General features: G+C 59.3%; 28 protein-coding genes and 2 pseudogenes. 20 read left to right on the forward strand and 10 right to left on the reverse strand.

Features of this window, described 5'->3' with window-relative positions:
* Positions 1–810: pseudogene (locus O4H62_RS25150) on the forward strand (lactate dehydrogenase); the annotation flags it as partial.
* A gap of 45 nt (positions 811–855) precedes the next feature.
* Here O4H62_RS25150 and O4H62_RS25155 read toward each other — a convergent pair.
* Both O4H62_RS25155 and O4H62_RS25160 read right to left on the reverse strand, forming a co-directional pair.
* Positions 856–1,152 (reverse strand): type II toxin-antitoxin system RelE/ParE family toxin, encoded by a 297-nt coding sequence (locus O4H62_RS25155; RefSeq protein WP_269391638.1) that lies wholly within the window; start codon positions 1,150–1,152, stop codon positions 856–858.
* Complete coding sequence (locus O4H62_RS25160; RefSeq protein ID WP_269391639.1) at positions 1,149–1,415, reverse strand: type II toxin-antitoxin system ParD family antitoxin; 267 nt, start codon at positions 1,413–1,415, stop codon at positions 1,149–1,151. Before O4H62_RS25160 ends, O4H62_RS25155 begins: the two co-directional genes overlap by 4 nt.
* Before the next feature lie 363 nt (positions 1,416–1,778).
* On the opposite strand from O4H62_RS25160, the gene O4H62_RS25165 reads away from it, so the two are divergent.
* The 9 genes from O4H62_RS25165 to O4H62_RS25205 all read left to right on the forward strand — a co-directional run bounded on the left by O4H62_RS25165 (position 1,779) and on the right by O4H62_RS25205 (position 9,347).
* Positions 1,779–3,548 (forward strand): ParB N-terminal domain-containing protein, encoded by a 1,770-nt coding sequence (locus O4H62_RS25165; protein ID WP_269391640.1) that lies wholly within the window; start codon positions 1,779–1,781, stop codon positions 3,546–3,548.
* A gap of 95 nt (positions 3,549–3,643) precedes the next feature.
* Positions 3,644–4,120 carry a hypothetical protein gene (locus tag O4H62_RS25170; RefSeq protein WP_269391641.1) on the forward strand — a complete coding sequence of 159 codons (477 nt, stop codon included), beginning with the start codon at positions 3,644–3,646 and terminating at the stop codon, positions 4,118–4,120.
* Between the two features lie 176 nt (positions 4,121–4,296).
* Entirely contained in the window at positions 4,297–4,524 is a 228-nt protein-coding gene (locus O4H62_RS25175) for a hypothetical protein (RefSeq protein ID WP_269391642.1), read from the forward strand.
* A gap of 492 nt (positions 4,525–5,016) precedes the next feature.
* Positions 5,017–5,616: a hypothetical protein gene (locus O4H62_RS25180; protein WP_269391643.1), complete on the forward strand. Its 600-nt coding sequence runs from the start codon at positions 5,017–5,019 to the stop codon at positions 5,614–5,616.
* A gap of 300 nt (positions 5,617–5,916) precedes the next feature.
* A complete protein-coding gene (locus O4H62_RS25185) occupies positions 5,917–6,846 on the forward strand; it encodes an ArdC family protein (protein WP_269391644.1) in 930 nt (309 codons plus the stop codon).
* Between the two features lie 748 nt (positions 6,847–7,594).
* Positions 7,595–7,909: a DUF736 domain-containing protein gene (locus O4H62_RS25190; protein ID WP_269391645.1), complete on the forward strand. Its 315-nt coding sequence runs from the start codon at positions 7,595–7,597 to the stop codon at positions 7,907–7,909.
* 305 nt (positions 7,910–8,214) lie between these two features.
* Positions 8,215–8,379, forward strand: a complete 165-nt coding sequence (locus O4H62_RS25195) for a hypothetical protein (RefSeq protein ID WP_269391646.1) — start codon at positions 8,215–8,217, stop codon at positions 8,377–8,379.
* Between the two features lie 288 nt (positions 8,380–8,667).
* Positions 8,668–8,934, forward strand: coding sequence for a type II toxin-antitoxin system prevent-host-death family antitoxin (locus O4H62_RS25200; protein WP_269391647.1), 267 nt, complete (start codon positions 8,668–8,670; stop codon positions 8,932–8,934).
* On the forward strand, positions 8,931–9,347 hold the full coding sequence (locus tag O4H62_RS25205) for a hypothetical protein (RefSeq protein ID WP_269391648.1): 417 nt from the start codon (positions 8,931–8,933) through the stop codon (positions 9,345–9,347). The genes O4H62_RS25200 and O4H62_RS25205 overlap by 4 nt, the downstream gene beginning before the upstream one ends.
* Positions 9,348–9,411: 64 nt before the next feature.
* Here the strand turns inward: O4H62_RS25205 and O4H62_RS25210 are convergent, their stop codons facing one another.
* From O4H62_RS25210 to traC, 4 genes are all read right to left on the reverse strand, one after another.
* On the reverse strand, positions 9,412–9,693 hold the full coding sequence (locus O4H62_RS25210; protein WP_269391649.1) for a WGR domain-containing protein: 282 nt from the start codon (positions 9,691–9,693) through the stop codon (positions 9,412–9,414).
* Positions 9,694–10,005: 312 nt separating this feature from the next.
* Complete coding sequence (gene traG, locus O4H62_RS25215; protein ID WP_269391650.1) at positions 10,006–11,943, reverse strand: Ti-type conjugative transfer system protein TraG; 1,938 nt, start codon at positions 11,941–11,943, stop codon at positions 10,006–10,008.
* Positions 11,930–12,145 (reverse strand): type IV conjugative transfer system coupling protein TraD, encoded by a 216-nt coding sequence (gene traD, locus O4H62_RS25220; protein ID WP_269391651.1) that lies wholly within the window; start codon positions 12,143–12,145, stop codon positions 11,930–11,932. Before traD ends, traG begins: the two co-directional genes overlap by 14 nt.
* 4 nt (positions 12,146–12,149) lie before the next feature.
* Entirely contained in the window at positions 12,150–12,458 is a 309-nt protein-coding gene (gene traC, locus O4H62_RS25225; protein WP_269391652.1) for a conjugal transfer protein TraC, read from the reverse strand.
* 252 nt (positions 12,459–12,710) lie between these two features.
* Between traC and traA the strand changes: the two genes are divergently transcribed.
* The 4 genes from traA to O4H62_RS25245 are packed head-to-tail and all read left to right on the forward strand — an operon-like array spanning position 12,711 to position 18,382.
* On the forward strand, positions 12,711–16,034 hold the full coding sequence (traA, locus tag O4H62_RS25230; RefSeq protein ID WP_269391653.1) for a Ti-type conjugative transfer relaxase TraA: 3,324 nt from the start codon (positions 12,711–12,713) through the stop codon (positions 16,032–16,034).
* Positions 16,035–16,060: 26 nt separating this feature from the next.
* Complete coding sequence (gene traF, locus O4H62_RS25235) at positions 16,061–16,597, forward strand: conjugative transfer signal peptidase TraF (protein ID WP_269391654.1); 537 nt, start codon at positions 16,061–16,063, stop codon at positions 16,595–16,597.
* Entirely contained in the window at positions 16,587–17,753 is a 1,167-nt protein-coding gene (locus tag O4H62_RS25240) for a conjugal transfer protein TraB (protein ID WP_269391655.1), read from the forward strand. The genes traF and O4H62_RS25240 overlap by 11 nt, the downstream gene beginning before the upstream one ends.
* A 17-nt stretch (positions 17,754–17,770) precedes the next feature.
* On the forward strand, positions 17,771–18,382 hold the full coding sequence (locus O4H62_RS25245; protein ID WP_269391656.1) for a TraH family protein: 612 nt from the start codon (positions 17,771–17,773) through the stop codon (positions 18,380–18,382).
* A 32-nt stretch (positions 18,383–18,414) separates the two neighbouring features.
* On the opposite strand, the gene O4H62_RS25250 is transcribed toward O4H62_RS25245, so the two are convergent.
* The 3 genes from O4H62_RS25250 to O4H62_RS25260 all read right to left on the reverse strand — a co-directional run bounded on the left by O4H62_RS25250 (position 18,415) and on the right by O4H62_RS25260 (position 20,629).
* Positions 18,415–19,035, reverse strand: coding sequence for an RES family NAD+ phosphorylase (locus tag O4H62_RS25250; protein ID WP_269391657.1), 621 nt, complete (start codon positions 19,033–19,035; stop codon positions 18,415–18,417).
* Positions 19,036–19,791, reverse strand: a complete 756-nt coding sequence (locus O4H62_RS25255) for an XRE family transcriptional regulator (protein WP_269391658.1) — start codon at positions 19,789–19,791, stop codon at positions 19,036–19,038.
* 586 nt (positions 19,792–20,377) lie between these two features.
* Positions 20,378–20,629, reverse strand: a complete 252-nt coding sequence (locus O4H62_RS25260; RefSeq protein WP_269391659.1) for a hypothetical protein — start codon at positions 20,627–20,629, stop codon at positions 20,378–20,380.
* 303 nt (positions 20,630–20,932) lie between these two features.
* Here O4H62_RS25260 and traR point away from each other — a divergent pair, with 303 nt between their 5' ends.
* Positions 20,933–21,637, forward strand: a complete 705-nt coding sequence (gene traR, locus O4H62_RS25265) for an autoinducer-binding transcriptional regulator TraR (protein WP_269391660.1) — start codon at positions 20,933–20,935, stop codon at positions 21,635–21,637.
* A gap of 14 nt (positions 21,638–21,651) precedes the next feature.
* On the opposite strand, the gene O4H62_RS25270 is transcribed toward traR, so the two are convergent.
* On the reverse strand, positions 21,652–21,951 hold the full coding sequence (locus O4H62_RS25270) for a transcriptional repressor TraM (protein ID WP_269391661.1): 300 nt from the start codon (positions 21,949–21,951) through the stop codon (positions 21,652–21,654).
* A 277-nt stretch (positions 21,952–22,228) separates the two neighbouring features.
* On the opposite strand from O4H62_RS25270, the gene O4H62_RS25275 reads away from it, so the two are divergent.
* The 5 genes and pseudogenes from O4H62_RS25275 to O4H62_RS25290 all read left to right on the forward strand — a co-directional run.
* Positions 22,229–22,609 carry a hypothetical protein gene (locus O4H62_RS25275; protein ID WP_269391662.1) on the forward strand — a complete coding sequence of 127 codons (381 nt, stop codon included), beginning with the start codon at positions 22,229–22,231 and terminating at the stop codon, positions 22,607–22,609.
* Between the two features lie 36 nt (positions 22,610–22,645).
* The gene (locus O4H62_RS25280; protein WP_269391663.1) at positions 22,646–23,554 is read left to right on the forward strand and encodes a HEPN domain-containing protein; all 909 of its coding nucleotides are present in this window, start codon (positions 22,646–22,648) and stop codon (positions 23,552–23,554) included.
* A 64-nt stretch (positions 23,555–23,618) separates the two neighbouring features.
* Positions 23,619–23,822: a hypothetical protein gene (locus O4H62_RS26460; protein ID WP_331284490.1), complete on the forward strand. Its 204-nt coding sequence runs from the start codon at positions 23,619–23,621 to the stop codon at positions 23,820–23,822.
* A gap of 40 nt (positions 23,823–23,862) precedes the next feature.
* The gene (locus O4H62_RS25285) at positions 23,863–24,639 is read left to right on the forward strand and encodes a helix-turn-helix transcriptional regulator (RefSeq protein WP_269391664.1); all 777 of its coding nucleotides are present in this window, start codon (positions 23,863–23,865) and stop codon (positions 24,637–24,639) included.
* Positions 24,640–24,756: 117 nt separating this feature from the next.
* Positions 24,757–25,377, forward strand: a pseudogene (locus O4H62_RS25290) (acyl-homoserine-lactone synthase); the annotation flags it as partial.
* Positions 25,378–25,391: the final 14 nt, after the last annotated feature.

Raw genomic sequence — 25,391 nt, forward strand, 5'->3', positions numbered from 1 at the left:
TGGACCGTGTCTGCATCAGTACCGACTACGTTCAAATCGTTGCTCCGGCAATCGGTGGGAATTAGCGTGACAACTCCGAACGAGGGTCAGGCCAACCAGTTCGCCATGGCCAAGGCGATTGCGTCCGGCGACGAACGTCTGATGCAGAAGGCTGGGCTTGAAGCCGATATCGCCCGGCTGGAGCGTCTCCGCGCCGCCCACGGCGATGATCTCCATGCGGTCCGTCGGCAGATCCGCGACGCCGAGCGAGAAATCGACACAGCCACCAGGCGAATTGGCGAAATCGGCAAGGACATCGAACGCCGCATTCCGACGTCAGGGGATGCCTTCGCAATGACCGTGATGGGCAAACCGCACACGGAGCGCAAGGATGCCGGCCGAGCCCTGATGAAAGAGATCCTCACCCTTGTTCAGCTTCAGAGGCAAGGCGAGGTGCAGATTGCATCAATCGGTGGCTTCGATCTCGTGTACGCGGGTGAGTGGTCCGGCCGGGGCGACGGCTATCACTACCAGACCCTGCTCCAGCACACCGGCGCGGATGGCGAGATCGATCTGTCCGTGACCGTCACACCGCTCGGCGCGATCTCCCGCCTTGAACATGCGCTCGGTGGTTTCGCGGAGGAACAGCATCAATACCGCCAGCGGCTTGATGCGGCGCAACGGCGGCTTGCGTCCTACCGATCGCGCGAAGGTGGGTCGTTTTCGTTCGCGGACGAATTGGCAGAAAAGCGTCAGAAGCTGCGGGAGATCGAAGAGGCGCTCGCGACATCGGCCCGGCGGGATGCCGGGGCGGAGAATATTGCCGCTTAGCTCTATGTTTCGGGCCAGAGATCGTCTCAGATCGGCCGACCGAAGTTAATCGCCGAACAGGAGAGCGCCATAGTCGGTGGCGCCATGCAGGACATGGACGATGACCACCTTCGCGTTTTCGACGCGGTAGAAGATCAGATAATTGCCATGAACGCGCCGGCGGATACCATGGTGTTCATACCGGGGTACGAGGGCGAAGCCGTTCGGCCTGTTGACGAGATCCTCACACTTGCTCCGCAGCTCCCGGACGAATGAAAGGGCGCGCCGGGGATTGTCCTTGGCGATATAGTCGGCGATCTGCTCAAGATCGTTTTCCGCCTCGCTGGCGAACTCAAGGATCATGCCAATTTTTCGGCCTGATCAGCCATCGCACGGTATTTGGTCTCAAGTCGGTCGAAAACGTCGCTCGCCGGCTTCGTTCGGCCCGCGTCGGCATCGGCAATGCCGCGCATGATGGAGGCATCCAGTGCGGCAAGACGGGTTTCGCGGTCCTGGACCAGTCGTACACCTTCCCGCAGGACTTCGCTTTTCGAGCCATAACGACCGGTGTCGACGAGTTGCTGGATATAGCTTTCGAGCTGCTTTCCCAGTTCGGCACTAATCATGCTGCACTCCATCTGATGTGATTGAGAACAAGATAGGTCTTTTATCAACTATTATCAACCCGCTTCGCGAGCACTCTTGTTCCGAAAGTGGGAGTGGAGACAGGAAAGTGGAAAGGTAAAAGGAAAAAGAGGGAAACCCCTCTCGCAGAACGGTCATGCCGTCGCCGCTATCGCTCAACCGCCCCCTCCTCACCCCTGCCCGTCGTTCTCGCAAGGCTCCGCCCCGCTCGCCCTGACGGACAGAGCTGCTCGCGCGCAGTTGCGCCGCTCTTCCCGCCCTGCGGTCTGGAAGATGTCTTCGAAACTATGAAGACAGGAAGGGGTGGCGACCGCCGCTCCATGACCCCGGAAGGAGCAAATCCCATGCAGATTATGAAACTCGATCCCCGTGCGCTGAAGGACAATCCTGACGACGCGCGCCGCTCGAAATCCTCACCACAGTCCGACGCGCTGCTGCTGGCAACGGTCAAGGCGGTCGGCATTCTTCAGCCACCGGTCGTATCGCCCGAACCAGATGGCGGAAATGGCTATGTCATTCAGGCGGGCCATCGTCGTGTACGACAGGCTGTTGCCGCCGGACTGGAGGAAATCGATATCCTCATCGTTGAGCCTGCCAACGACAACGGCGCCATGCGCTCGATGGTAGAGAACATCGCCCGTGAGCCCCTCAACCCTGTCGATCAATGGCGCGGTATCGAACGGCTTGTTGCGCTGGGCTGGACCGAGGAAGCGATTGGTGTCGCCCTTGCCCTGCCCGTGCGCCAGATACGCAAGTTGCGTCTGCTTGCCAATGTGCTCCCGGCTATGCTCGATCAAATGGCCAGGGGCGACATGCCGAACGAGCAGCAGCTGCGTACGATCGCGGCCGCATCGTTTGCGGATCAGAAAGAGGTCTGGAAGGCCCATAAGCCGAAGAAGGGTGACACCGCGCAATGGTGGTCGATCGCCAACGGCCTTTCAAAGACCCGCATGTTTGCCCGTGACGCGAGCTTTGACGATGATCTTCGTGAAGCTTATGGCATCGAATGGGCCGATGATCTGTTCGGGCCAGCCGACCAGGACAATCGGTTCACGACCAATGTCGAGGCATTCCTGGGCGCTCAACAGGAGTGGATGACCAACAATCTGCCGAAAAAGGGCGCCATCGTCGAGGTAAACAATTACGGCCAGCCCGACTTGCCCAGGAAGGCGGAGCGGGTCTACGGCAAGCCGGGCAAAGGTGACCATACCGGCCTTTATCTCGATCGCGACGGCAAGGTGCAGACCGTTCACTACCGGATGCCGCAAGCAAAAGCGGCCAATGGTAAGACAACGAAGCATGGAGATGACCAGATCGCGGATGATACGACTGCCATCAAGACCCGCCCTGATGTGACCCAAAAGGGCCAGGACATGATCGGAGACTTCCGCACCGACGCGCTTCACACCGCGCTCTCCCGCGCGTCGATCGAGGACGACATGCTGATGGCACTGCTCGTGCTCTCAATCGCCGGCCAGAATGTGCGCGTCGATTCCGGCGCCAGCGATACCGTGTTCGGACCAAACCGGTTCCGCCGCCATGCCGCCCGCCTGTTCTCGGAAGAGGGCAAGCTCGCCTTCGACATGGAGACGGTGCGCATCACCGCCCGCTCCACGCTGATCGACGTCCTGTCGTGCCGACGCGGCATGTCGGACAGCGGTGTGGTTTCCCGCGTTGCCGGAGACGCCATCGGCGCTGACGGGTATCTTCCGAACATGGGCTCCGAGGACTTCCTGTTGTGCCTGTCAAGGCAAGCGCTGGAAGCTGCCGCCGGGGAGGTGAATGTGTCTCCACGACAGAAGGTGCGGGAGACACGTGCGGCTCTGGTCGAGCATTTCAAGGAACGGCATTTCGTGCATTCGTCCGCCAGCTTCGCGCCGGATCCCACCGATATCGCAGATCTCATCAGGCATGCAGATACGCTCGATGATGAGGAAGCCGACGCTGACGCCACAGAGGGCTGCATTGATGGCGAGACCTCCGAAGGCTCTGGCACTGACGATGAATGTCTTGATCCGGTCGAAGACGAGGACGATCTGCCCGGCACCTTCGATGTTCCGGCGGAAACCGATCCCGGCGGTGACCAGGATGCCTACGCGATCGCGGCTGAATAACCGCCCAATTCATCCTTACCCAACTGTCTCCGCCGCCGGCCACAACCGGCGGCGGTTTCGTTTCCAGCAACCACAGAACTGACAAGGACAATCCCATGTCTGCATCCCTGATTTATGATCTTGCCCCGATTGGCTCCATTGTCGCCTGGTCGGATGGCGCCCCTCGCCCGCCCGAGCGGCACAAAAAGAAACTCGCCACCTGGAAGACCCGCAACAGCCAGGGCCGGCTGATCCGCAAGGAGGGTCCGCGTACGCTTGGCACCTACACCGCGCCCGCCTCCTTCACCCTGCATGAAGGCAATATCGGCAGCGGAAACACCATCATGGTCACGATCCTCAGAACATTCGGGCTCGACAGCAGCCTCGCTTTCAAGGTCCTGGAACGCCCGCCGCTCGGTGCGGTCAGGATATTCGACCGTCCCGGTTCCTCCCGAGAACTGGTCTATCTCGCCGAGAGCCACACCGCGGCCGAAGCATGGCTGAAGGAACATCTGTATCCGCTTGCGGTTCTGGAGGAGGTCACGGCTGACGAGATTGCCGTCGATTGCGTGGAAGGGAGGGCTGCGGCGTGACGGCTCCTGTTATTTCGGACGACACAAGCGCTTTCACCCGTGACCATGCTGGGGTGGAGTTTGGCGCGAGCGCAGACGGTTTACCTGTCGCCCGGCTATGCCAGGCGTGGTCGTTTCGGCTTCATCATCAATCCAAAGCGTTTTGCCGTCCATGACGGTTCATCCAGCTTCATCGGATGGCAGCCAGGGACGACTTCGGCATGAAACCCGTCAGTTCCCATATTCTGCTTTCCCGCATGGAGGCGGCGCGTCGCGAGACGCGTCATCACCTGGACCTGGTCTGCCGGCAGATCGCGGGCCGGGCCGAGCGCATCACGATCTTGCAAAAGACCAACAACAGGTCCTCCAAACGAGCGCAATCACGCTGGACCCGTTGGGACGAGATGCAGTTCCGGTCTCAGTGATCAGGCGCTCGCCCGCAAACTGGCGCGTCAGAACGCGGCAATCCAGGCACTGCAGACAAAACTCAACGCTTCAATACGGCGCTGTGCGGCATGATGACTGGAATCGTCGGCGCGTCTTAATCTGGTCTTGCCCTATCTGGCTCCGGTGAACAGGGCGGAGAAGCGTGTCTTGCCTGTGCTTTTGTTCGTTTCTGGCAATTTGGCCCGATCCCTTGGCCGATCTACCCTTCGGTTTTGTTGCGGTCTGAACCGGCGGCCGGGTGTTTCAAGGCCGCTGGCGCGCCGCAGGGCGGCCGGCCATGCCGCTTGTCGCAAAGCAGGCACGCGGTCTTCGCAAGGCTCTCGGCCTCGCTTGCCCGCGCACCGGCTTCGCTCCATCTGGCCTGCCCGGACCTGGAAACCCCCGTCCCTTGCCGGTTCCTTTTGACCGCACCGAAGGGCAGACCGGCCAAGGGGCCGGAACCGCTTCGGCAAGCGAACAAGGAAACCACCATGGCAAAGCCCGCAACCCAGTCCCGTCAGTCCGCTCGCAACCCAGCCCGCGTCCTCCAGCTCCGCAAGGGCGCCACCATCGAGGTTGTCCGCCTGACATGCCCGGATGAAGCGCAGGCGCTCAAGATCGCTGAGAGCTTCGCGACCGCAATCGTCGACAGTGACGGCATCCGCGACCTGCATGAGCGCCTGATCACTGAGACCGCCACAGCCCTTTCCGACGGCCTCGCGGAGCGGGCGATGCAGATCCATCTCCAGCGCATCGTCGGCGCCTATGTCGGATCCGCCCACGGAGCCGGTCAGTTCTATAGCCGCGCAGTAACCGAAGCGCGTGACGCAACCGCCAAGGGAGCTGGAGACGCCCGCGACGAGGATCTCGATGGTCCCGTCGGCTATGACAGCGCCGCCCAGCGCAAGCGGGAGTTCGCAGCTGACATTGGTATCCAGGCGCACGCGCTCCGGATGGCCGCTGAAGGCGCGGTCGCAGCCTACAAACAGATCGTCGGCGAGGCCTGGAAGCCCTTCAACCGCCCGGTCGAAAATCCCGGCCAGTCAATTGATCGCAAGGCGGCAACCGCGCAGCTATCAGCTTTCGATTAAGCCGACACCCCCAATCCGATATCGAGGCCGTCTCCGCCAGGGAGGCGGCTTTTGCATGTCGGTTCATGTGATCGTTACGCCACTGGAACGCGGGCAAGGAGTGGAAAAGGGGAAGGCGCGCTTCTCGTGACCCCGTCCCGCGCGCCGGTCCTGCAGGAGCCGGTGGCAAGGCTCAACGGCTACGCCGTCCTCCACTTTCGTTCCGGCCGTTCCGGTGCGCCAGCCCCCTGGTCGCTCCTGCCATTGGACCTGCGTGACGGGGTCGCGATTGACGCGGCCCCCAGCCAAGGAGGTTTGGAAATGAGCAATAAATCGAACAATAGCCCGCGAAGCGACATCTATACGCGGATCACGGAACGCATTGTCGCAGATCTGGAAAAGGGCGTACGTCCCTGGGTGCAGCCCTGGAGCGCCGGCAATCTGGCCGGTCGGGTGAGCCGGCCGTTGCGCCATAATGGCCAGCCCTATACCGGGCTTAATGTGCTGCTGCTTTGGTCTGAAAGCATTGCTTGCGGCTACACGTCGGCGTCCTGGATGACGCTCAGGCAGGCAAATGAACTCGGCGCCCATGTTCGCAAGGGTGAGAGCGGTGCGACTGTCGTCTATGCCAGCCGTTTCACCAGGGCCGAGAAGGATGCGAGCGGCGGCGAGGTTGACCGCGACATCCCCTTCCTCAAAGCCTACACCGTATTCAACTGCGACCAGATCGACGGTCTTCCTGACCAGTATCAACTCCCTCCGGAGCCTGTTGCCGAGCCCTTCAACCGCATTGAGCATGCCGATCGCTTCTTTACTAACACCGGAGCGGTGATCCGGCACGGGGGAGGCCAAGCTTTTTATCAGCCATCGACCGATACCATCCAGATGCCGGGATTCGAGACGTTTCGGGATGCGGAGAGTTTTTACGCGGTCCTCGGCCATGAGGTAACGCATTGGGCCGGCGCAAGCCACCGGCTGAACAGGGATCTCAGCCGCTATCACAAGGATCGCACCGAGCGCGCCCGAGAAGAATTGTGTGCCGACATTGGCGCCAGTTTCCTTTGCGCAGATCTCGGCATCGTGCCCGAGCTGGAGCCGCGGCCGGATCACGCAAGCTACGTGGCCTCGTGGTTGAAGCTCCTCGACGGCGACCGCAGGGCGATTTTCCAGGCGGCGGCACATGCGCAACGCGCCGTCGCCTATCTGCACGATCTCCAGCCAACGGCTGAAATTGCAGAAGAGGCCGCCTGAGGCTTCCTGCTCGAATGCTTGAAGGGGCAGGGCGCGCCCTGCCCCTTCAGATTTCGATACTCATGAGTGAGGACTGCCACTGTCCTGCTTGTCCTCTCCCGTCGCAACCGAAGGGTCGCCCGAAACAAGGCCCCTTGCGTGGACAGAACAGCGATGTCCGGTCAGGGTTTTGGCTTCATCGCGCCTGAGCAGCAGGTTGTCGTGTCATTCACCGTCGACAAAGCCGGAATCGAGGTGGTTGCATGATGTGTCAGCGATCTTGCCCAAGGTGCGCGGCCATCCGAGAAGTCACAGTCGCTACAGTGATCAACATAACCATCAACCGTCAGCGGCAGGTCGTGGAGACGTCATCAAGGCAATCCTGGATTCCAGATAGCCCTCCAGCATGGCATGACAGGAGCACCAATGCAGGTCAGCCACCATGTTGCCGTCGGCAGCGTCTGTACCGAAGAACTACCGCCATTTCCGAATCCTTTGCGGTTGGGGATTGCCGGCGCGGCCACCACGTCCTCGATGTGGCATGTCTGATCGAAGAGCGGCTACGCCTCGATCGTTTCACCGCAACGACCGCGCCCAGTCTTTTTCCGCCGCGCGTGAACGCGCTTTGCACCGCGAAGCAAAAAGCCTGTGCCCGGCCGTCCTCCACTCTGTTGCGGCCCCAAGGGGTGCGGCCCGATCGTCTCCGATCATTGTGACAGCCATCGAGGTCGCGGTGGTCGCGACCCGAACAACCGAAAGGATTACGACAATGGCTATCATCGGCGAATTCACCACCAACGGCAACGCAATCACCGGCAACGTCCGCACCCTCACCGTTCAGCTCAAGGCCCGCCTCAACCCCATCGAACGCACCTCGCGCGACGCCCCCGACTTCCGCATCACCGCCGGCGCAGGCGTTGAGATCGGTGCAGGCTGGAACCAGGTCTCAAACGACGGCGAACCCTACGTTTCGGTCAAGCTCGACGACCCGAGCTTCAATGCCCCGATCAACGCGGCCCTGTGGCCGGCCGAGAAAGACGGCGACTACACGCTGGTCTGGAACCGCCCCAAGCGCGACGCCTGATCGGCACGGCACTGGCCCCGCTCACCGAGCGGGGCCTTCTCCCCTGCTGATAGTGAAGCCTGGACCGGGCGTCGAGCCCGCTCTAGACTTTCGGTCACCATGCCGAGAGCTTGGGTGTCTGCTCAGATCGAACCGATCGTATCGCTCATGCAAGGCGGCCTCAAGGACGCGCGGTACCCCCAAAATACTGACGCATTTCGGCTCCCCCACGCGCCGCCTCCGGCGGTCGCTGGTGCGATCCCTGACCCCGCCTCACCTTCCCGAATGCCGGTGTCATCTTTCTCAAACATCAGGAGATGACGACGATGACCATCGAACAGCACATTGAAGAACTGCTGGCTGAACTCAGGAACGCTTTCGACGCCGGGGAACGCCGCGAGATCGCGGTGGACCTCGAACTTGCCGAGGCCGAGTTGATCGTTGCCAGGGCCGAACAGGAGGGTCGTATCGACGCGGGGCCGCCCTTCTGAGGGCGGTAGATCATCCCCTTCGGGAAGCGGCCTACGACCAGTGTCACCACCGCGCGACACGATGCTCAGATTCCTTGTCGATGAAGTCATCGACATCGGGGATGTTGCAGCTCGTGCGTCTGGTCGCAATCTGTCACCGCCAGAATTTTCCCCGCTGCAACAGGTGTCATATCAAAAAGATAGGTTCGCCATATACAGAATTTGCAGCAATGCTGTATTTGCTGTAAGATCTTTGTGGTGGGGATATGTATCCAGTTCACCGTGATTTCACCGCGAGGAGATACGCAGATGACGAGCAGAACCGGTTCCTATACGACAAGTGACCTCTCGCGGAAGTCAGGCGACATCATCGCCGAGGCCTTGCGCCATCCTGTTACCATCACTCAGCGCAACAAGCCGCGGCTGGTGTTGCTCAACATCGAAGACTATGAACGCCTGATGCGCCAGTCCGATATGCGTGCTGCCGGCACGCTTGAGACCATGTCCGATGCACTGCTCGCCGAATTCGAGGGCGCGGTCGATGCTTACGCCGACAGTGATGAGACGAGCCGATGAGTGGATATGACGAGATCCAGACAGCGGCGATCATCCGTTATCCCTATCTATGGAGCCGTGAAGCCGGAAAGGGTGAAACAGAGGGGCGCAAAGACCGACCGGTGGCAGTCGGCGTCCGGATCCCGCGAGCGGACGGGGATCTCGTATTGTTCTTTCCCATCACGACGAAGCAACCCCGGCCAAACCGGTTCGCGGTGGAAATACCAGCCATTGAAAAACGCCGGACGGGCCTCGATGTCGACTTGCGTCTCTGGATCATCCTTGACGAGTTCAATAGCGACATCATCGGGCGGTCGTTCTACCTAGAACCTGAGCCTCCGATCGGTCGCTTCAGCAAGGCGTTCTTCTTGCCTATCCTGAGGGAATTCCTAGCGCGCCGAAAGTCATTGGCCGAGGTCAACCGTTCCAGATAGCGCCGTATCGCAACGAGGCTACCAGCTTTAATCCTGAGTGGTTCTTGGTGTCATGGCGTTCAGACTATGTGTGTGTATGAGATCGGGTTTTGCGGCTTTCACAGCCAGCGGGTCGATAGCCTCTGGCTCGCTTCTGGCGAAGGAGATCGAGAAACAGGTCCACTGCTTCTTCTTCCCGCTCGAAATGATGGTTCATGCTCTGGCCACGTTTCCCGATACGTCCCCATGACCGCGTCAGACAGGCCTCTCCGAACAGTGTCATCGAGATTTCCATGGCGTAATACCGAGCCATGTTCCTTGAGGGGTCGCTGCGTTCGACATACAAATGGTAGGGCTGCGCGATCATAGTGGCAGGATCGGAAATTCCCCTGTCCGTGTCCAACGAGAGTTATGAATCGGATTGGCCTGATCGATTCACGTTGGTGATGAGAGTTTGGGCGGTCCGCCTGTGGCGTACGGCTCTATTCGCTGAAGCGAACGAAGCCCACCTGTGGTCTTCGCCGATTCCGGTGACGTTCCTCCCGCGATAGCCGAAGGGCATCAATCAGGATCCGGGATTGCCGAGATGCGGCATTCCTCGATCGCTTCGTCCGCCGTAACATGTGACTCGCGCGCATCCCAATATTTCATCGCCGGATTCCTGGAGGTCTATCGTTCCTCAAACCGGTTTCTCCGTTGCTTCACGCTTCCCGTGGAAGCGGTTTTCGGCAACGCAGGATTTCATGTCGTCGCGGCGGAACCACATGGCACGGCCACACCGAAGCGGCGCATTTCCAGCGGTGAACACAATCTGTTCGTCGCCGCGCATGCGCAAAACTTCGTGTGGCTGGATCAGCGGGCGGCTGGCCAGCTGCTTTGATCGGGTTCGTGACGATCCCCTTGCCTGGAAGCTGCGGCTGACCTGATCGATCTCGACCGTCGTCGTTCCGCAGCGCCGGGAAATATATTCCGCCGTTTCCGGATCGTTGATCGCCGAAAAGCTGATCCAGCTTGCGCTTTCAAACCATTTGCTAGTGGCGTCACGGCCACCATAGGTTTCGCGCATCTGGCCGATCGACTGATAGATCATAAGAAGCGTGATCCCGTACTTGCGTCCGGCATCGCGTGCTGTCTCGAGGATCCGCATGAAACCCAACCGCGCGACCTCATCGAGCAGAAACAGAGTGCGTCCCGGCATCGCACCGTCGCGATTATAGATGGCGTTCAGGAATGAGCCGATAATCACCCGCGCGAGACCGGCATGGGTCTCCAGCGTTTTAAGATCCAACGCGACAAATACATCGGTCTTCCCGATGGCGATGTCGTCGGTGGAAAAGGTCGATCCGGACACGAGACCGGCATAGTTCGGATAGCTCAGCCAATGCGTTTCCTTGATCGCATTGGCATAGACGCCGGAGAAGGTCTCGGGCGTCATGTTGACGAAAGCCGCGACATTCTCCTTTACGAAATCGGATTCCGAATTGTCATAGATCTCTTGCAGCCGAGCCCTTAGTTTTGGCTCCGGTTCTGAGAGGTTCATGCGCACCGTCCGTAGCGTCTGCTCTCGTTTTTCTGTACCACCCGAAAGGCATACATCGGCGATGATCGCAGTCAGCAGCTGCAGGCCGGACGCACGGAAGAAGTCGTCACGCACGCCACTGGCGCGGCCGTTCTCGCTCATGATCCATGAGGCAACGGCGGCAATGTCCTCTTCCTTCGTCCCACCATGCTGACCGATCCAGTCAAGTGCGTTGAACCCGACTTCCGGGTGTTTAGGGTCGAGAACAACGACATCACGACCGGCATTTCTCCGGTGGGCCTTGACCATCGGCGCCACCTCGTTCGATGGATCGAGCGCGATCAGCGTGCCGCCCCATTTCAGCGCTGTTGGCACCGTAACCGACGTCGTCTTGAACCCGCCCGAGCCGGCAAAGACGATCCCATGAGACGAACCGAAGGAGCCATCAAAGCAAAGCAGCGGTGACCTGCCGCCGCTGCCCCATGTCTGAGGATTATCGGCACGAAAAGTGAGTGCTGCCGTGCTGTCCCGGTCGACACGATAACGTTCGCCGATGACGATACCGCCACCCTCCCCGAACAACTTTTTGGCAGCCGGCAACTTCATCCATTCCGCCTCGCCGTGCAGCGCGCGCTTGCCGCGAATACGCTTCGGCTCGGAACGTGCAAATGCGGCGTTGCCGATCACCGCGATGCGAAGCGCGAAGATGCCGCAGATCAAAACTGCCGCCCCGCCGCCCATCGTTCCCGGATCCAGATAGGACAGGATCGCATTGCCAGTGGGAATCTGCTCCGCGAATTGCGAAAGCCGCGTCCCTTCCCGAATGGCGGCCAGCACAATGACGGCGCCCGATCCAGCCAAAACGCCCCATCCTGCCGTCTTGATGTTGAGCGATCCGTTGGCAGAAAGAAGAACGATCAGCCCGATCGTAGCGCTTGTGACATAGGGCAGTGACAGACCGATCCGACTGAGCGTCATTTTCGCATCTGCCGTTTTTCCGAACGTCGCGAGCCACTGTTCGACCCCTGGTAATGCGAGTGCGATGGCAATCATTATCAGTGGCGGCACAACGGCGAGCAGAACCCTATTTGCCGTCATCGCCGAATGCCTCCGCGCCGATTGCGATGAGCCGTGATCGCTCCGTCTCATCACCCCTGATCCTTTTCTTCGCTTCGATCAGCACACCGAGCAGCAGCGCGCGCTTCTCATAGCGCAGCCCGGCTTTGACAATCAGGCCGCCCAGCTCGATCTTCTCGCGGGCATCCTTTTTTCGAGCCTCTGTCGTCGTTAGCCGCTGCATGCGCTCAAGACTCGCCAGCCTGGCCCGTAGCAGCGCCAGAGCCGATCGGCGCGGTTTCCGACGTTGCGCGTGAGCGAGAGCTGCCCCTTTCCTTTCCTGTTGATCCAGCCTTCCCTGATCCTGGGCTTCCGCAAAACCGTTTCGCCACGTCCTCGAACGCCGCCTGAAGAGCCACGTCTTCGATCTCGATTTCGCCAAGGCCTGCCTTCAACGCGATGCGGCCGATACGTTCGGCATCGCGTGTTTCGGCTTGCTTCAGCTGTTCCTGCAGACGGGCAAGTTCTTCGCGGATCTTCGACGTAGGCTTTTTCATCGGGATGCAATCTCCAGTGAGGTCTGAGGAATTCCTGAAGGAGAGTTCCCGATTTTTCCCCGGCAGGACAGGTACAAATTTGTACCTCGCCAAAGCGCAAGCATTTGGCGAATGATCCCGCCGTTCCGAAGGAGCGGATCCAAGGGCGCAATTATACGTCGCTGACGCGACGTGCTGTTTTGGCCTTTGGCCGAGGCCAACCCGCTCTAGACGAACCGGTTGATTTCGTTTGTAAGAAGGAGCGCCTTGCCTGTGGCAGTCCCGCATTTCTCCGTCAGCATCGTCGCGCGTGGCTCTGGCCGCAGCGCCGTACTGTCTGCGGCCTATCGGCACTGCGCCAGGATGGACTACGAGCGCGAAGCGAGGACGATCGACTACACCCGCAAGCAGGGGCTGCTCCATGAGGAGTTCGCGGTCCCTGCCGATGCCCCAGACTGGCTACGCGCCATGATTGCCGACCGCTCGGTCGCCGGAGCCTCGGAAGCTTTCTGGAACAAGGTCGAAGCGTTCGAGAAGCGTATCGACGCGCAACTCGCCAAGGACACCACGATCGCTCTGCCGATCGAACTCTCAGCCCAGCAAAATATCGCGTTGATGCGCGACTTCATTGTCGAGCACATTACCTCGAAAGGTATGGTCGCCGACTGGGTTTATCACGACGCGCCCGGCAACCCACATGTTCACTTGATGACCACGCTGCGGCCTCTGTGCGAGGATGGATTCGGCGCCAAGAAGGTCGCCTTTCTCGGTCCAGCCGGACAACCCATGCGCAATGACGCCGGTAAGATCGTTTACGAACTTTGGGCTGGTGGCGCCGAGGACTTCAAGGCCTTTCGTGATGGATGGTTTGCCACCCAGAACCGGCATCTCGCCCTTGCCGGCCTCGATATCCGCATCGACGGCCGGTCGTTCGAAAAGCAGGGCATCGACCTGACGCCAACGATCCATATCGGCGTCGGCGCCACCGCGATTGAACGCAAATCGGAGACGCAGAAAGCGTCAGCCCCGACCTGGTCACCGAAGCTCGAGCGGACCGAGCTGCAGGAGGCGCGGCGCGTCGAAAACATCAGGCGCATTCAGCGCAATCCAGGTGTTGTACTCGACCTCATCACCCGCGAGAAGAGCGTGTTCGATGAACCTGACGTGGCAAAGGTTCTACACCGCTATGTTGATGACGCCGGTCTCTTCCAAAGCCTCATGGCGCGGGTCATGCAGGATCCGGACGTGTTGCGTCTCGACCGTGAGCGGATCGACTTCAGTTCCGGCGTCCGCACGCCAGCACGCTTCACGACGCGCGAGATGATCCGGCTCGAGGCAGAGATGGCCAACCGGGCGATCTGGTTGTCTGGGCGCAACTCCCATGGCGTCCGCGCAGCCGTGCTCGAAGCGACGTTCTCGCGCCATACGCGGCTGTCTGATGAGCAAAAAGTGGCGATCGAGCACGTCGCGGGGCCTGAGCGGATTACAGCCGTCATCGGTCGTGCAGGTGCGGGCAAAACCACAATGATGAAGGCCGCACGCGAGGCGTGGGAGGCGGCCGGCTATCGTGTCGTCGGCGGCGCGCTGGCAGGCAAAGCGGCGGAGGGTCTTTCGAGCGAAGCGGGGATTCCGTCCCGGACGTTGTCGTCCTGGGAGCTACGCTGGAACAACGGTCGCGATCATCTCGACGACAAGACAATCATGGTCCTTGACGAAGCCGGCATGGTGTCTTCGAAACAGATGGCGCTCTTTGTCGAACGGGCGACATTGCGGGGAGCGAAGCTCGTTCTGGTCGGCGACCCAGAACAGCTGCAGCCGATCGAAGCGGGCGCCGCATTCCGTGCGATCGCCGATCGTATCGGTTACGCAGAACTTGAAACCATCTATCGCCAGCGCGAGCAATGGATGCGCGATGCTTCACTCGATCTTGCCCGCGGCCATGTCGGTAAAGCCGTCGCATCCTATCGCGCCAATGGCAGGATGATGGGTTCGACCTTGAAGTCTCAAGCAGTCGAAAATCTCATCTCCGATTGGAATCGGGAATACGATCCGGTCGGGTCCTCGCTTATCCTCGCCCATCTTCGCCGTGATGTGCGGATGCTGAACACGATGGCGCGCGCCAAGCTGGTGGAGCGTGGCCTCGTCGAGGCCGGTCACGCCTTCAAAACGGAAGACGGGATCCGCCGGTTTGCCGTCGGCGATCAAATCGTCTTCCTCAAGAACGAAGGCTCGCTCGGCGTCAAGAACGGAATGCTGGCAAAGATCGTGGACGCCGCTCCGGGCCGTATTGTTGCCGAGATTGGGCAAGGCCAACACCGGCAATCGATCACGGTAGAGCAGCGCTTCTACAACAACGTCGATCATGGATACGCGACCACGATCCACAAGAGCCAAGGGGCAACGGTTGACCGGGTCAAGGTACTTGCCTCGCTCTCGCTCGATCGTCACCTGACATATGTGGCGATGACCCGCCATCGTGAGGATCTCGCAGTCTATTACGGCAGTCGTTCCTTCGCCAAGTCTGGCGGTCTCGTCGAGCTCCTATCCCGCAAGAACTCGAAAGAGACAACGCTCGATTACGAAAAAGGCACCTTCTATCGCGCGGCTCTTCGTTTTGCCGACGCGCGCGGCCTGCATCTGGTCAACGTCGCCCGCACCCTCGTTCGCGATCGCCTCGACTGGACCGTGCGGCAGAAAGAAAGGGTCGTCGATCTCGCCGCTCGACTTGCGACGATCGGCGTGCAGCTCGGGATCAAGCGGTCGAATACTCGGGCGACCCCGGAACCCGTCATGGAGACAAAGCCAATGGTATCAGGCATCACGACTTTCCCGAAATCGATCAACCATGCCGTCGAGGATCGTCTCGCCGCCGATCCCGGTCTCAAAAGGCAATGGCAGGAGGTTGCAGCACGCTTCCACCAGATCTTCGCCGAGCCGGAGACCGCGTTCAAGGCGGTCAATGTCGATGCCATGCTCAAGGATCCGGCAAGAGCGCAGACAACGCTCGCAAAGATCGCAGCTGAGCCGGCAAGTTTTGGAGCACTAAAGGGCAAGACCGGCATCTTCGCCGGCCGCACGGAGAGGGCGGCGCGCGATACGGCGCTTCTCAACGCGCCCGCCTTGGCGCGCAACCTTGAGCGTTATCTGACCGTACGAGCAGAAACTGAGCGCAAGCATGAAACCGAGGAGCGGGCAGTCCGCCTCAAAGTTTCCGTCGATATCCCGGCGCTCTCTGCATCGGCCAGGCAGATGCTTGAGCGGCTGCGCGATGCGATCGATCGAAATGACCTACCTGCCGGTCTCGAGTTTGTGCTTGCCGACAAAATGGTCAAGGCAGAACTCGAAGGTTTTGCCAAGGCCGTATCGGAACGTTTTGGAGAACGAAGCCTGTTGCCGCTGTCGGCAAAGGATGCAAACGGTGAAACCTTTCATAAGCTGACGGCAGGCATGAGCCCGATCCAGAAGAGCGAGGTGCAAGCAGCTTGGAGCAGCATGCGCACAGTGCAGCAGCTCGCCGTGCACGAGCGCACTACGCTGGCGCTGAAGCAAGCGGAGACGGCACGTCAAACTCAGACCAAGGGACTTTCCCTCAAATGACGGCTGCGGGGATGGAACCAGGCACGATGCACCGTCAACGACGCTTTGCATTCTGCACTTTGTCACTGGCTTGCGGCCTGTTGATCCTCCTTTTGGTCGCAGGTTATATCGGTGGTTTGCGGATAAACATGACGCCGAGCGAGCCGCTCGGCCTTTGGCGCATTGTTCAGATCACCCGTTCGATCCGGCCCGGTGAAATGGTGTTCGTTTGTCCGCCGGACAACTCCGCCCTGCGCGAGGCGCGCCGACGTGGATATCTGCGTTCGGGTCTTTGCCCCGGCGGGTTCGGGCCATTGATCAAGACCGTTGTGGCCGTCACCGGACAGCGCGTGGCAGTCACCGATCTCGTCGCCATTGATGGCGTACCAATCCGCAACTCCCGCATTTTCGAGAAGGACGGACAGGGGCGCTCTCTTCGTCATGGTCAAAGTGGAATGTTGCTACCAGGAGAAGTGTATTTGCACTCGGACTTTATCGGCTCATGGGATTCCCGGTATTTCGGGCCGGTTCCGGATTCCGGTGTTCTCGGTCTAGCGCAAGAGGTGTTGACCTATGCGCCGTGACGTTATGATGACTGCCGTTCTCGTCCCCCTCGCCGTCGTTATTGGTACGATCGGCTGGAGCGGCCAGGCGCCCCTGCTGCCTGCGGCAACCTTCTTCCCGCTTCTGTGGGCGCGATCACCGACGCGCATCGCCGCAGCCCTGGTCGCGGCCGGCTATTTCCTGGCGGCGTCACGAGGATTGCCTGTCGGCGTCGGCCAGTTCTTTTCAGCGGATCTCTGGGTCGGGCTCTGCTTCTGGATCGTGGCGGCATCGTCTTTCGTTGCTGTCCATGCGGCACTCTGGACGGCGCGATCAGGCTCGGCAAAAGCAGGGCGCTATCTCCTGATCTTGGCTCTCACCGGTCTGCCGCCGCTCGGCATCACAGGCTGGGCGCATCCGCTGACGGCGGCCGGCATTTTGTTTCCGGGATGGGGATGGTGGGGGCTTCTCGCGTTGACAGCCGGCCTGATCGGTCTCGTAACCCGGATCGGGCCGGCTATCGCCATTGCCCTAACAGGTCTATGGCTTTGGTCCGCCGCATCGGGGACAAATCAGATCCTATTGGAGGGGTGGCGTGGTGTCGACCTCGAAATGGGTTCGAGCCTTGGCCGCGATCGCTCGCTTGAACGTCAACACCAATTGATCGGCCTCGTTCGGGAGGCTGAGGGAGCCGGCGCAGCCGTCGTGGTTCTGCCTGAAAGCGCGCTGGGTTTCTGGACGCCTACTCTTGAACGTCTCTGGCGGGAAGGATTGCGAGGGACCGTTGTGACGGTAATCGCCGGCGCGGCAGTGATCGACGCTGAGGGTTACGACAACGTCATGATGGCCATCGATTCCGATGGCGGAAATGTCCTCTATCACGAGCGCATGCCCGTGCCGGTGTCGATGTGGCGTCCCTGGGAGCGATGGACCGGGCAGACCGGCGGCGCCCGCGCCAGCTTTTTCGCAAACCCCGTTGTCGAGATCGCTGGCAAGAAGATCGCGCCTCTCATCTGCTACGAACAACTCGTGCTGTGGCCCATTCTCCACTCGATGATTTATCGGCCCGACGCGATTGTTCTGATGGGCAATGGCTGGTGGGCAACTGGCGGCAACATCGTCGCCATCCAACGCGCGAGCGCGAAGGCCTGGTCCGACCTGTTTGGCGTCCCTCTTGTGATTTCCTTCAACACCTGAACTTTGGAGCCTTCGTCATGGATGCTGCCTTTATCGAACAATGTGCTGATCCCTTGTTGAAACCCGCGATCGTTGAGCAGTTCGTATCTGCGGTCGGTCCTGGCGACCCGCTGGCCGTCACGGTGAAATCCGGAGGGCGGCTCATCCTCATACCTAAACCGAAAACACCCGACGAGGCGATGGAGGTCATACGCCAGTATGTCGGACAAGCTGTCGTGCGGGTTGGTCTGACACAGTTTCCGGCGGGTGTGGGCGTAAAGGACATATCCGAGCTGAAATCAGATCTGGTCGATCCTTGCGAAAACCTTCGCATCGGGACGAATATGTTCGCAAAGATCATGCGCATTGTCGCGGAATGGTATGGCAACCCCAAGAGCACAGAGGTGTTTCCCCTGATGTTCGAAGATGCTGTTTATGCTTGGAACTCCGGCCAGTTCGAGGGGCAGAGCGTGTTTCAGGCGGAGGACCCAGGCGGAGCAATCGTCGATCGAAAAGAATCTGTTCCAGACATCACGGACGCACCGGCTGGAGCTACGCTCTCCCAGAGCGAAGCGGAGCGCTCAGACGAGAAAGAGATTGGGGCTGCGGGAATTCGGGTCGATTTGTCCCGGATCGGTGGGCAGAAGTAGCGCTGGATTCTACCTTGAAGACAGGCAAGACATCAGGGATCCGGTTCGATAACTGCGACATTGAGGTCGTTGAGCACATCAGCCAGACCGGGAGCAAGGATCAGCTTTTTCGTCCCGACCGCCTTCAGTTTTTCGATGGCTCGATCGAAAACTGCAAGGTTCGTGTGGCCGTTGAGCCGAGACGGGTAGATAACACCGTCCACTTGTGTACGGTGTTCATGGAAGGCGACCGCCCATTGCCGTGCGAGGGATTGCTTTGAGCCCTTCGAGACATCCGTCGGCACACCCATTTTGATCGGCCCATCGTCGCGAAGATCGACCATCGTCAATGGCGTAGTGACCTCGATCTCCGCGAAATGACGGTCATATAGTTCGGACTCAGCGATCGGTAGGTCGCCGAGGATCCCATCGCGCTGGTCGCGCAGAACGGCTTCGAGAAAGCAAACCTTCACCGTATCGCCCAAATAGAGCAGCCCGAACCGGTTGGCGAATTTGCGCCGCCGGGGATCGCTGAAACGGCTCGGCGTCTTCCCAAAGCCCAGCGGATCGGGGTATCTGCCCAGATAGATGCGACCGTACCGAAGCCCCGCCGCGACCGTGTGCAGGTGAAGGCTTGCATTCGCAAAGCCGGGAGGCGGCAGAGCACCTGCCATTTAGCGGAAATCTCGACCAATGCTCTCGGCAACCTCGAGCGCTTGCTCGGCCCGTCCCCGCTCCAATGCCTCGCGGCCTGTCAATCCGTCTAGCTCTCCGTGGGGCTGGACCAGGAAGCGATAAACCGCCCAGGCTCCGCCTAGTCGTTCATAGAGCGTTGCAAGCGCTGCAAAGGGCTTTCCATCGGCATCGATCTGCCAATCCGGGAACCGAAAGCCGCGTTTCGCGCCATCTAGTCCCAACACCAGTCCGCTCTGACGCTTTGAATTCACCGTTACCCGTGTTGTGCCAAGCAGCTTGGCGAATTCGTCGGCATTCAGCATGTCAGTGCCGCTGAGGACCTCAGCAGCCTTTAAGCGTCCCCGCGCACGCGCGGCCACCAACGCCTGCTCCAACTCCGGTTCCAGTGCATCTTCTTCCTCCGCGACAGGCGCAGTTGTCCTTTCCACCTCCTCAACGGGAGTAACAACCATCTCGCCTTCGGAATCGACATCGACACGGAAGCTGACCGGGCGGCCAGCAGAACGGCTTTTTGCTATCGCCTGCCCGTATTCCTGGAGGAGCGCCCTAACGCGATTGGGATTGCCGGTCAGCGCTTTTGATGCGTTGTCCGGGATCTTGATCTTGAAAGCGGCTCTCCCCTTCGCCAGCGGGGCGGCGCCTGTGGTCAGGAAAAAAGCCATGGATTCTGCGCCCGGTTTGTCGCGCCCACTTGCACCGTCGCGTAGGTTGGTTTTTGACTTCAGAGATGCCATGTCTCACCCTTCGTTCAGAAGACTATATATGGCAAGGTTGGTTAAGTTCGTCAAGTTGGTAAAGTGCTGCGTGCTCGTTTTATGTTGGGCCAGACTGGCTTAACTGAAGCGGACGCCAGCAGGTTGCGTCTCAGGATCGAAATGTCACGGGTGAGAAGGCAGTAGCGACGCGTTGAATTTCGTCGCTTGCACGGCTAAGCGAACTGCGACCTCAATATCGGTGTGTATGAATTCATCGCCGTTGACAACAAAGGAACTGACAGGCTCTTTGCGAGTGCATTGGACGCGCAGTCGGCAAGATTGAGCCTGGATTTCGGATCTATGCCCTTGCCGTATCGTCCGAACGCTTCGGATGCCTTTCTAGGTGCTCCTCATCGAAGGGAGCGATCTGAATGCCGTTATCGGCCAGAAAGATCCAGATGATCTGCTCACCCTCTGGGCCTCGCCTACGACGTAGAACGACGGCACTCGTGAGCTTTAACGGCCGAGACGGTGAGATCGTCAGCGTCCTGAATGACATGAGCATAAAGAAGACGGTCAGCTTCCTCTTCCAGGATGGGGACCACAGCAGAAGAATCGACGACGATCATAGTTCGTTCAGATCGTCTATAATCTCTTCTGGGGAGCGCGGATCGAGCAGTGGCAGGGCGGTGACTTTCTTGCCAAGAGCGATCATCTGTTCCACCGTCATCCGCTGTTTGCCGGGCTGACCGTGATAAACGCCGAGCGCCTTCGCTTCACGCTCAAGCGCCGCGCGGATGAGTTGCTCAGGTCTGAGGCCTACACAGGCCGCCACCTTGCGGGCGAGCTGTTCGGTGTCGTGTGTGAGCTGCAACATGAACTTTCTCCAAAAACCTTCAAGGTATGGTGCATTTTCCGAGGCAATGACAGATGAAAGCGCCGCCCGGGGCAAAGACAGAGTCAATGCGTCGTCTTTCTGCCACAGGTTTCCGCGAGTGAACAAAATCGGAGGTTTTCAATCTCGCGAAAACAAAATAGAAAACCGTTCCTTGACGATCAACTTACGCGAGTGAATATGCCTCACTCTTTACAAGGTCGCTGTTCGCGTGCGTCGCGGGCCTTCTGACTGCAGCCGCATTCCGCCACCGCGGGAAGGGTGCGCTTCACAGGGAGAGTATGGATGTCAAACTGGGTCGAAAAGCTGTTGGATGTCACCGCGATCGGAAACGATCAGTCCATGGTGAAGGGCGCGCTGGCCAATCTCGCTGAACGGTTCGATTTCGCAGGCTATGCCTTCGTCAATGTTCGTCCTGGCCAGACCTACGCGGTGTCAAACTACGATTTCGAATGGCAGAAAATCTACGACAGGCTGGACTACCGGTTCATCGATCCGGTCATGCGGCAGGCGCAACTCATAAGACGCGCTTTTGCCTGGTCCGGCGAGGCAGACAAGAGTTCGCTCTCCAAAGAGCAGACGAACTTCTTTTCAAGAGCCGCTGATTTCAACATTCGCTCCGGTGTTTCCATTCCTGTCGCAACCGCCAACGGCGCCATGTCCATGTTGACCTTCGCATCGGCGAAGCCGTCGCTGGCCGGTGATGTGGAAATCGATGCGATCACAGCGGCATCAGCGGTCTCCCAGCTTCACACGCGTTTCGAGCATTTGCGGGTCACGCCGTCCATCGAGGAAAAAATTGTTTTGACCCCGAAGCAGGCGACCTACATTCGCTGGCTCTCACTTGGCAAGACCGTCGAAGTGATCGCTGAACTGGAACAGGCAAAATATGCCGGCGTCCGCTCGGCGATTGACGATGTAAGAACACGATACAATCTGGCCAATCATGCGCAGGTGGTGGCGCTGGCAATTCGGCGGGGATTAATTTAGGGCGGTCCGGCGGTTCAGACCTTTGGCGTGTAGCCCAGAATGTGAAGCAGGGTCGTCAAGGCCGACATTTGCGCGTGCAACCTGATGGTTGTTTCGAGATAGGCAACATGGGCATTGCTACCAGCTTCCTTGCCGGCTTTGACCTCAGCGGGCAGTTCATTGAACAGGTTTTCAGCCTGCTCCAACAATGTGCGATGCTCGTGGATTGCATCGACCGTGAGGCGCTCAATGATTGATGACGGAAGCCCATGCAGGAGCCCTACCAGCGGCTTCAGATCGATTGTCTCACCATTCAACCGGTCATCGGCGTCCATGTTAAGCTCCCAAAAGAGGAATGCGCGGTGCGCCCCCGCATAGTTCCTGACCCCTGGCGATCGGGGAGTTTGTAACCGAGCACACTCAGCCCAAGGACCTTTAGTTCCGAGGAACCTGGACATACGTCCATGGCTCCCCGACCATAGATCGAGGAATTCGGTGCCCTAACGGCGGACACCAAACCGGTGTGCTTCGGGTTACAAAGCCCGGAGACAGCGCGTACTGCCTCATCAGCGCTTATAGCGGCCGATCCTCCTTGGCGCCACCGTAGATTTGTTGGCGCAGGCGATCGGCTCGTTCGGGAAAATTGAAAATCGTTTGTCACCATTGCAGTTCGGCGTCAGGCCTGAGGCCTTAATTGAGCGCCAATTGGAACAGATCATGGTCGACACCACGGTCAAAGCGGTAGCACATCCAACTGGCAGCCATCTGATCCGGCGATCTTTGCAGAACGCGCCAAGTTGCCTGAAACAGCTTTACAACTCCACCAAGCCACAGAGCGACAGTATCACTGCGTTCTTGTGGTTATTGCTATTTGCAGTCCCTTCTGCCGAGTGGTCGCGGTATGTCGCCGTTTGCCATCAACATCACGGTTATCGGCTCGGCATAGTTTTAAGTATCCGATCTGGGGACACCGACGCGCATTTGCTGCAATAAGGCCTTGCCACCGGACGTGAAGACAGCGAGAAACCGATGATGAGAAACGATGTGGATCATCTTCCGCCGGTCCAGCAGGAAGAACTGGCGCGAGCGACGCGGATATTGATGGACGAATTTGCCGTCGCGATCTCGCGCGCGACGCAGCCGTGGAAGAAGAACGGCAAAGTCCAGAAAATTATCCTTTTTGGGAGCTATGCGCGCGGCGACTGGGTTGACGAGCCTGAGAATGGCTATCAGTCCGATTATGATCTGCTGATCATCGTCAGCCACGCCGACCTCACCGATATCGCGGACTGTTGGTATGTCGCGGAGGACAAGATCCTGCGCGATGCTGCGATCGCGCGGCCTGTGAACATCATCGTGCATACGCTCGATGAGGTGAACCGCGGGCTGAAGCGCGGGGAATATTTTTGGGTCGACATCGCGCGCGACGGCATCACGCTCTACAGCCTGCCCGGAAGCGAACTGGCCACCCCGATGCCGCTGACGGCGTCGGATGCATATACGATGGCCAACGGCTATTTCGTGGACTGGTCGGCGAAGGTGAACGATGCGCTCGAAATAGCGGAATTTTGCATCGAGAAGCGAAAATTTAACGATGCGGCGTTCACCCTGCACCAGGCAGCGGAGCGGGCCTACACCTGCTTCCTGCTCGTGCGCGGCCAATATGTTCCGCGCTCGCATAATCTGAAGTTTTTGCGCTCGCTGGCAGAGGACCGCGAACCGCGTCTTACCCAGATCTGGCCGCGGGCAACCAAGCTCGACCGCCGACGCTTCGAACTGACGAAACGCGCCTATGTCGAGGCCCGCTACTCGGTGAGCTACGATATAGGCAGCGACGATCTGAAGGCGATCCGGGCCGCGGTGACCATGTTGCGCGACGCGGTCGCGGCGGTGTCGTGCGAATGGCTGGATGGGCTTCGGCAGAAAGCCGACCTCTGATCGGCGCTGTGACACCGGCTACTAGGCGTAGAGAGGGACTTCCGATGAAAGATAGTTCCTTGTGGTGACCAGGCTGGACCGCCTAGCGCGATCAACGCAGTATCTTCAGGACATTGGGCGCACAACCGAAATCCGTGGCGCAAGACTGAAATCGCTTGCCGATGCACGGGCGCACATAACGCGGACTGGCAACTCTTTCGAACTGTTTTGGGCGATTTGCCTTTTCTCGTCGAGAAGTTGCGTTGATCTCCGAAAACAATCGGACTAAAGCAGCGGTTCCTGAATATCTGCATCTCTGCGGAACTCGTATGATCGATCATACGATCTCCGCGGCGATTGTCGGGCCGCAGTGCTGGAAACGTATATTGACCGGATCCCCCACCGATTTTTCCAGCGTCAAAGAGCGCTTTACGAGGGCAGGCACAGTCAACGAAGCCCTCCATTTGATACAATCCATTTATCGCGTGGATTTCGTTACCTACCATCTCGCGTCGACAGTGATAGGTGATTTCGACGCCCCGTTCGTGCGGACGACCTACCCGGCTGCGTGGGTGTCCACTTACTTGCTCAAGGGCTATGTCCACATCGATCCGGTGGCGCGGGAGGGATTTCTGCGCCAGCTGCCATTCGATTGGCGAGAGCTCGAGTTCGCGTCCGAAACGCTCACGTTCTTAGAGGACGCAATGCGCCATGGTGTCGGCCGCTTCGGCTTCTCCATTCCGATTTCGGATAAAGCCGGCCGGCGCGCCATTCTGTCTTTCAATTCGAACACGTCCGCTGAAGACTGGAACGTTCTGCTCGATCTGCATCGGAGCGAATGGGTCGATCTCGCATATCTCGTGCACCAGATGGCAGTCTTCGAGCTGCACGGAGAGAGTGATCCGATCCCGGCCCTGAGCCCACGGGAGCGTGAGTGCCTGTATTGGAGCGGGCTCGGCAAGGATTGCAAGGACATCGCGCTCATTCTTGGCCTCTCGCACCATACGACTCGCAGTTACCTAAAGTCGGCCAGGACGAAACTCGGTTGCGGGACAGTCTCTGCGGCGGCCACCCTTGCCCTGAAGCTGCGCCTGATCTCGATATGAGCTGACCGCTGCGTAGTTCTGACAATACCCGCATTTGAGTGTGCCCATGTGCGGGAATTTCGTGAGCTGCGGCAAGCCGCCATTTTCCGGCAAAGATCAACAGCTGGAGGAAAAACCTTGTTCATTTTGATTCAGGCGCATCAATACAACCGTTACAAGTCCCTCATGGATCAGGCGTTTCGGCTGCGCAAGCGCGTATTTCATGACCAACTCGGTTGGGCCGTTACGATCGAGGGGGATTGCGAACGCGACGAATATGATGACCTGCGGCCGGCTTATTTGATGTGGTGCAATGATCGCGCGGATCGTCTTTATGGAACGCTACGACTGATGCCAACAACGGGGCCCACGCTTCTCTACGATGTCTTCCGCGACACTTTCGCGGGAGCAAGCCTGATTGCGCCTGGCATTTTCGAGGGAACAAGAATGTGTCTCGATGAGAAAACGCTCTCCAAGGACTTCCCAGGATTGGAAACAGGGAGGGCTTTCGGCATGCTGCTGCTGGCGTTGTGCGAATGTGGGTTGAGCCATGGCATCCAGGCGCTGGTCTCCAATTACGAACCGCACCTGGCGCGGGTCTATCGCCGGGCGGGCCTGGCTGTTGAAGAAGTTGGACGTGCTGACGGGTATGGTCGCTCTCCGGTTTGCTGCGGTATCTTCGAGGTTTCTGAGACCGTTCGCGCACTGATGCAGCAGGCGCTCGGTGTCTCAGTTCCCCTCTATGCAGGTTATTGTCCGCGCAACAACACGCC

It is taken from the genome of Parahoeflea alexandrii, assembly GCF_027214025.1.
In the GTDB taxonomy this organism is placed as follows: domain Bacteria; phylum Pseudomonadota; class Alphaproteobacteria; order Rhizobiales; family Rhizobiaceae; genus Hoeflea; species Hoeflea alexandrii_A.

Coding starts and splice junctions, on each gene's coding strand:
- O4H62_RS25155 (WP_269391638.1), bottom strand. CDS start 1,152: ATGATCCTTGAGTTCGCCAGCGAGGCGGAAAACGATCTTGAGCAGATC.
- O4H62_RS25160 (WP_269391639.1), bottom strand. CDS start 1,415: ATGATTAGTGCCGAACTGGGAAAGCAGCTCGAAAGCTATATCCAGCAA.
- O4H62_RS25165 (WP_269391640.1), top strand. CDS start 1,779: ATGCAGATTATGAAACTCGATCCCCGTGCGCTGAAGGACAATCCTGAC.
- O4H62_RS25170 (WP_269391641.1), top strand. CDS start 3,644: ATGTCTGCATCCCTGATTTATGATCTTGCCCCGATTGGCTCCATTGTC.
- O4H62_RS25175 (WP_269391642.1), top strand. CDS start 4,297: ATGGCAGCCAGGGACGACTTCGGCATGAAACCCGTCAGTTCCCATATT.
- O4H62_RS25180 (WP_269391643.1), top strand. CDS start 5,017: ATGGCAAAGCCCGCAACCCAGTCCCGTCAGTCCGCTCGCAACCCAGCC.
- O4H62_RS25185 (WP_269391644.1), top strand. CDS start 5,917: ATGAGCAATAAATCGAACAATAGCCCGCGAAGCGACATCTATACGCGG.
- O4H62_RS25190 (WP_269391645.1), top strand. CDS start 7,595: ATGGCTATCATCGGCGAATTCACCACCAACGGCAACGCAATCACCGGC.
- O4H62_RS25195 (WP_269391646.1), top strand. CDS start 8,215: ATGACCATCGAACAGCACATTGAAGAACTGCTGGCTGAACTCAGGAAC.
- O4H62_RS25200 (WP_269391647.1), top strand. CDS start 8,668: ATGACGAGCAGAACCGGTTCCTATACGACAAGTGACCTCTCGCGGAAG.
- O4H62_RS25205 (WP_269391648.1), top strand. CDS start 8,931: ATGAGTGGATATGACGAGATCCAGACAGCGGCGATCATCCGTTATCCC.
- O4H62_RS25210 (WP_269391649.1), bottom strand. CDS start 9,693: ATGATCGCGCAGCCCTACCATTTGTATGTCGAACGCAGCGACCCCTCA.
- traG (WP_269391650.1), bottom strand. CDS start 11,943: ATGACGGCAAATAGGGTTCTGCTCGCCGTTGTGCCGCCACTGATAATG.
- traD (WP_269391651.1), bottom strand. CDS start 12,145: ATGCAGCGGCTAACGACGACAGAGGCTCGAAAAAAGGATGCCCGCGAG.
- traC (WP_269391652.1), bottom strand. CDS start 12,458: ATGAAAAAGCCTACGTCGAAGATCCGCGAAGAACTTGCCCGTCTGCAG.
- traF (WP_269391654.1), top strand. CDS start 16,061: ATGCACCGTCAACGACGCTTTGCATTCTGCACTTTGTCACTGGCTTGC.
- O4H62_RS25240 (WP_269391655.1), top strand. CDS start 16,587: ATGCGCCGTGACGTTATGATGACTGCCGTTCTCGTCCCCCTCGCCGTC.
- O4H62_RS25245 (WP_269391656.1), top strand. CDS start 17,771: ATGGATGCTGCCTTTATCGAACAATGTGCTGATCCCTTGTTGAAACCC.
- O4H62_RS25250 (WP_269391657.1), bottom strand. CDS start 19,035: ATGGCAGGTGCTCTGCCGCCTCCCGGCTTTGCGAATGCAAGCCTTCAC.
- O4H62_RS25255 (WP_269391658.1), bottom strand. CDS start 19,791: ATGGCATCTCTGAAGTCAAAAACCAACCTACGCGACGGTGCAAGTGGG.
- O4H62_RS25260 (WP_269391659.1), bottom strand. CDS start 20,629: ATGTTGCAGCTCACACACGACACCGAACAGCTCGCCCGCAAGGTGGCG.
- traR (WP_269391660.1), top strand. CDS start 20,933: ATGTCAAACTGGGTCGAAAAGCTGTTGGATGTCACCGCGATCGGAAAC.
- O4H62_RS25270 (WP_269391661.1), bottom strand. CDS start 21,951: ATGGACGCCGATGACCGGTTGAATGGTGAGACAATCGATCTGAAGCCG.
- O4H62_RS25280 (WP_269391663.1), top strand. CDS start 22,646: ATGATGAGAAACGATGTGGATCATCTTCCGCCGGTCCAGCAGGAAGAA.
- O4H62_RS25285 (WP_269391664.1), top strand. CDS start 23,863: ATGATCGATCATACGATCTCCGCGGCGATTGTCGGGCCGCAGTGCTGG.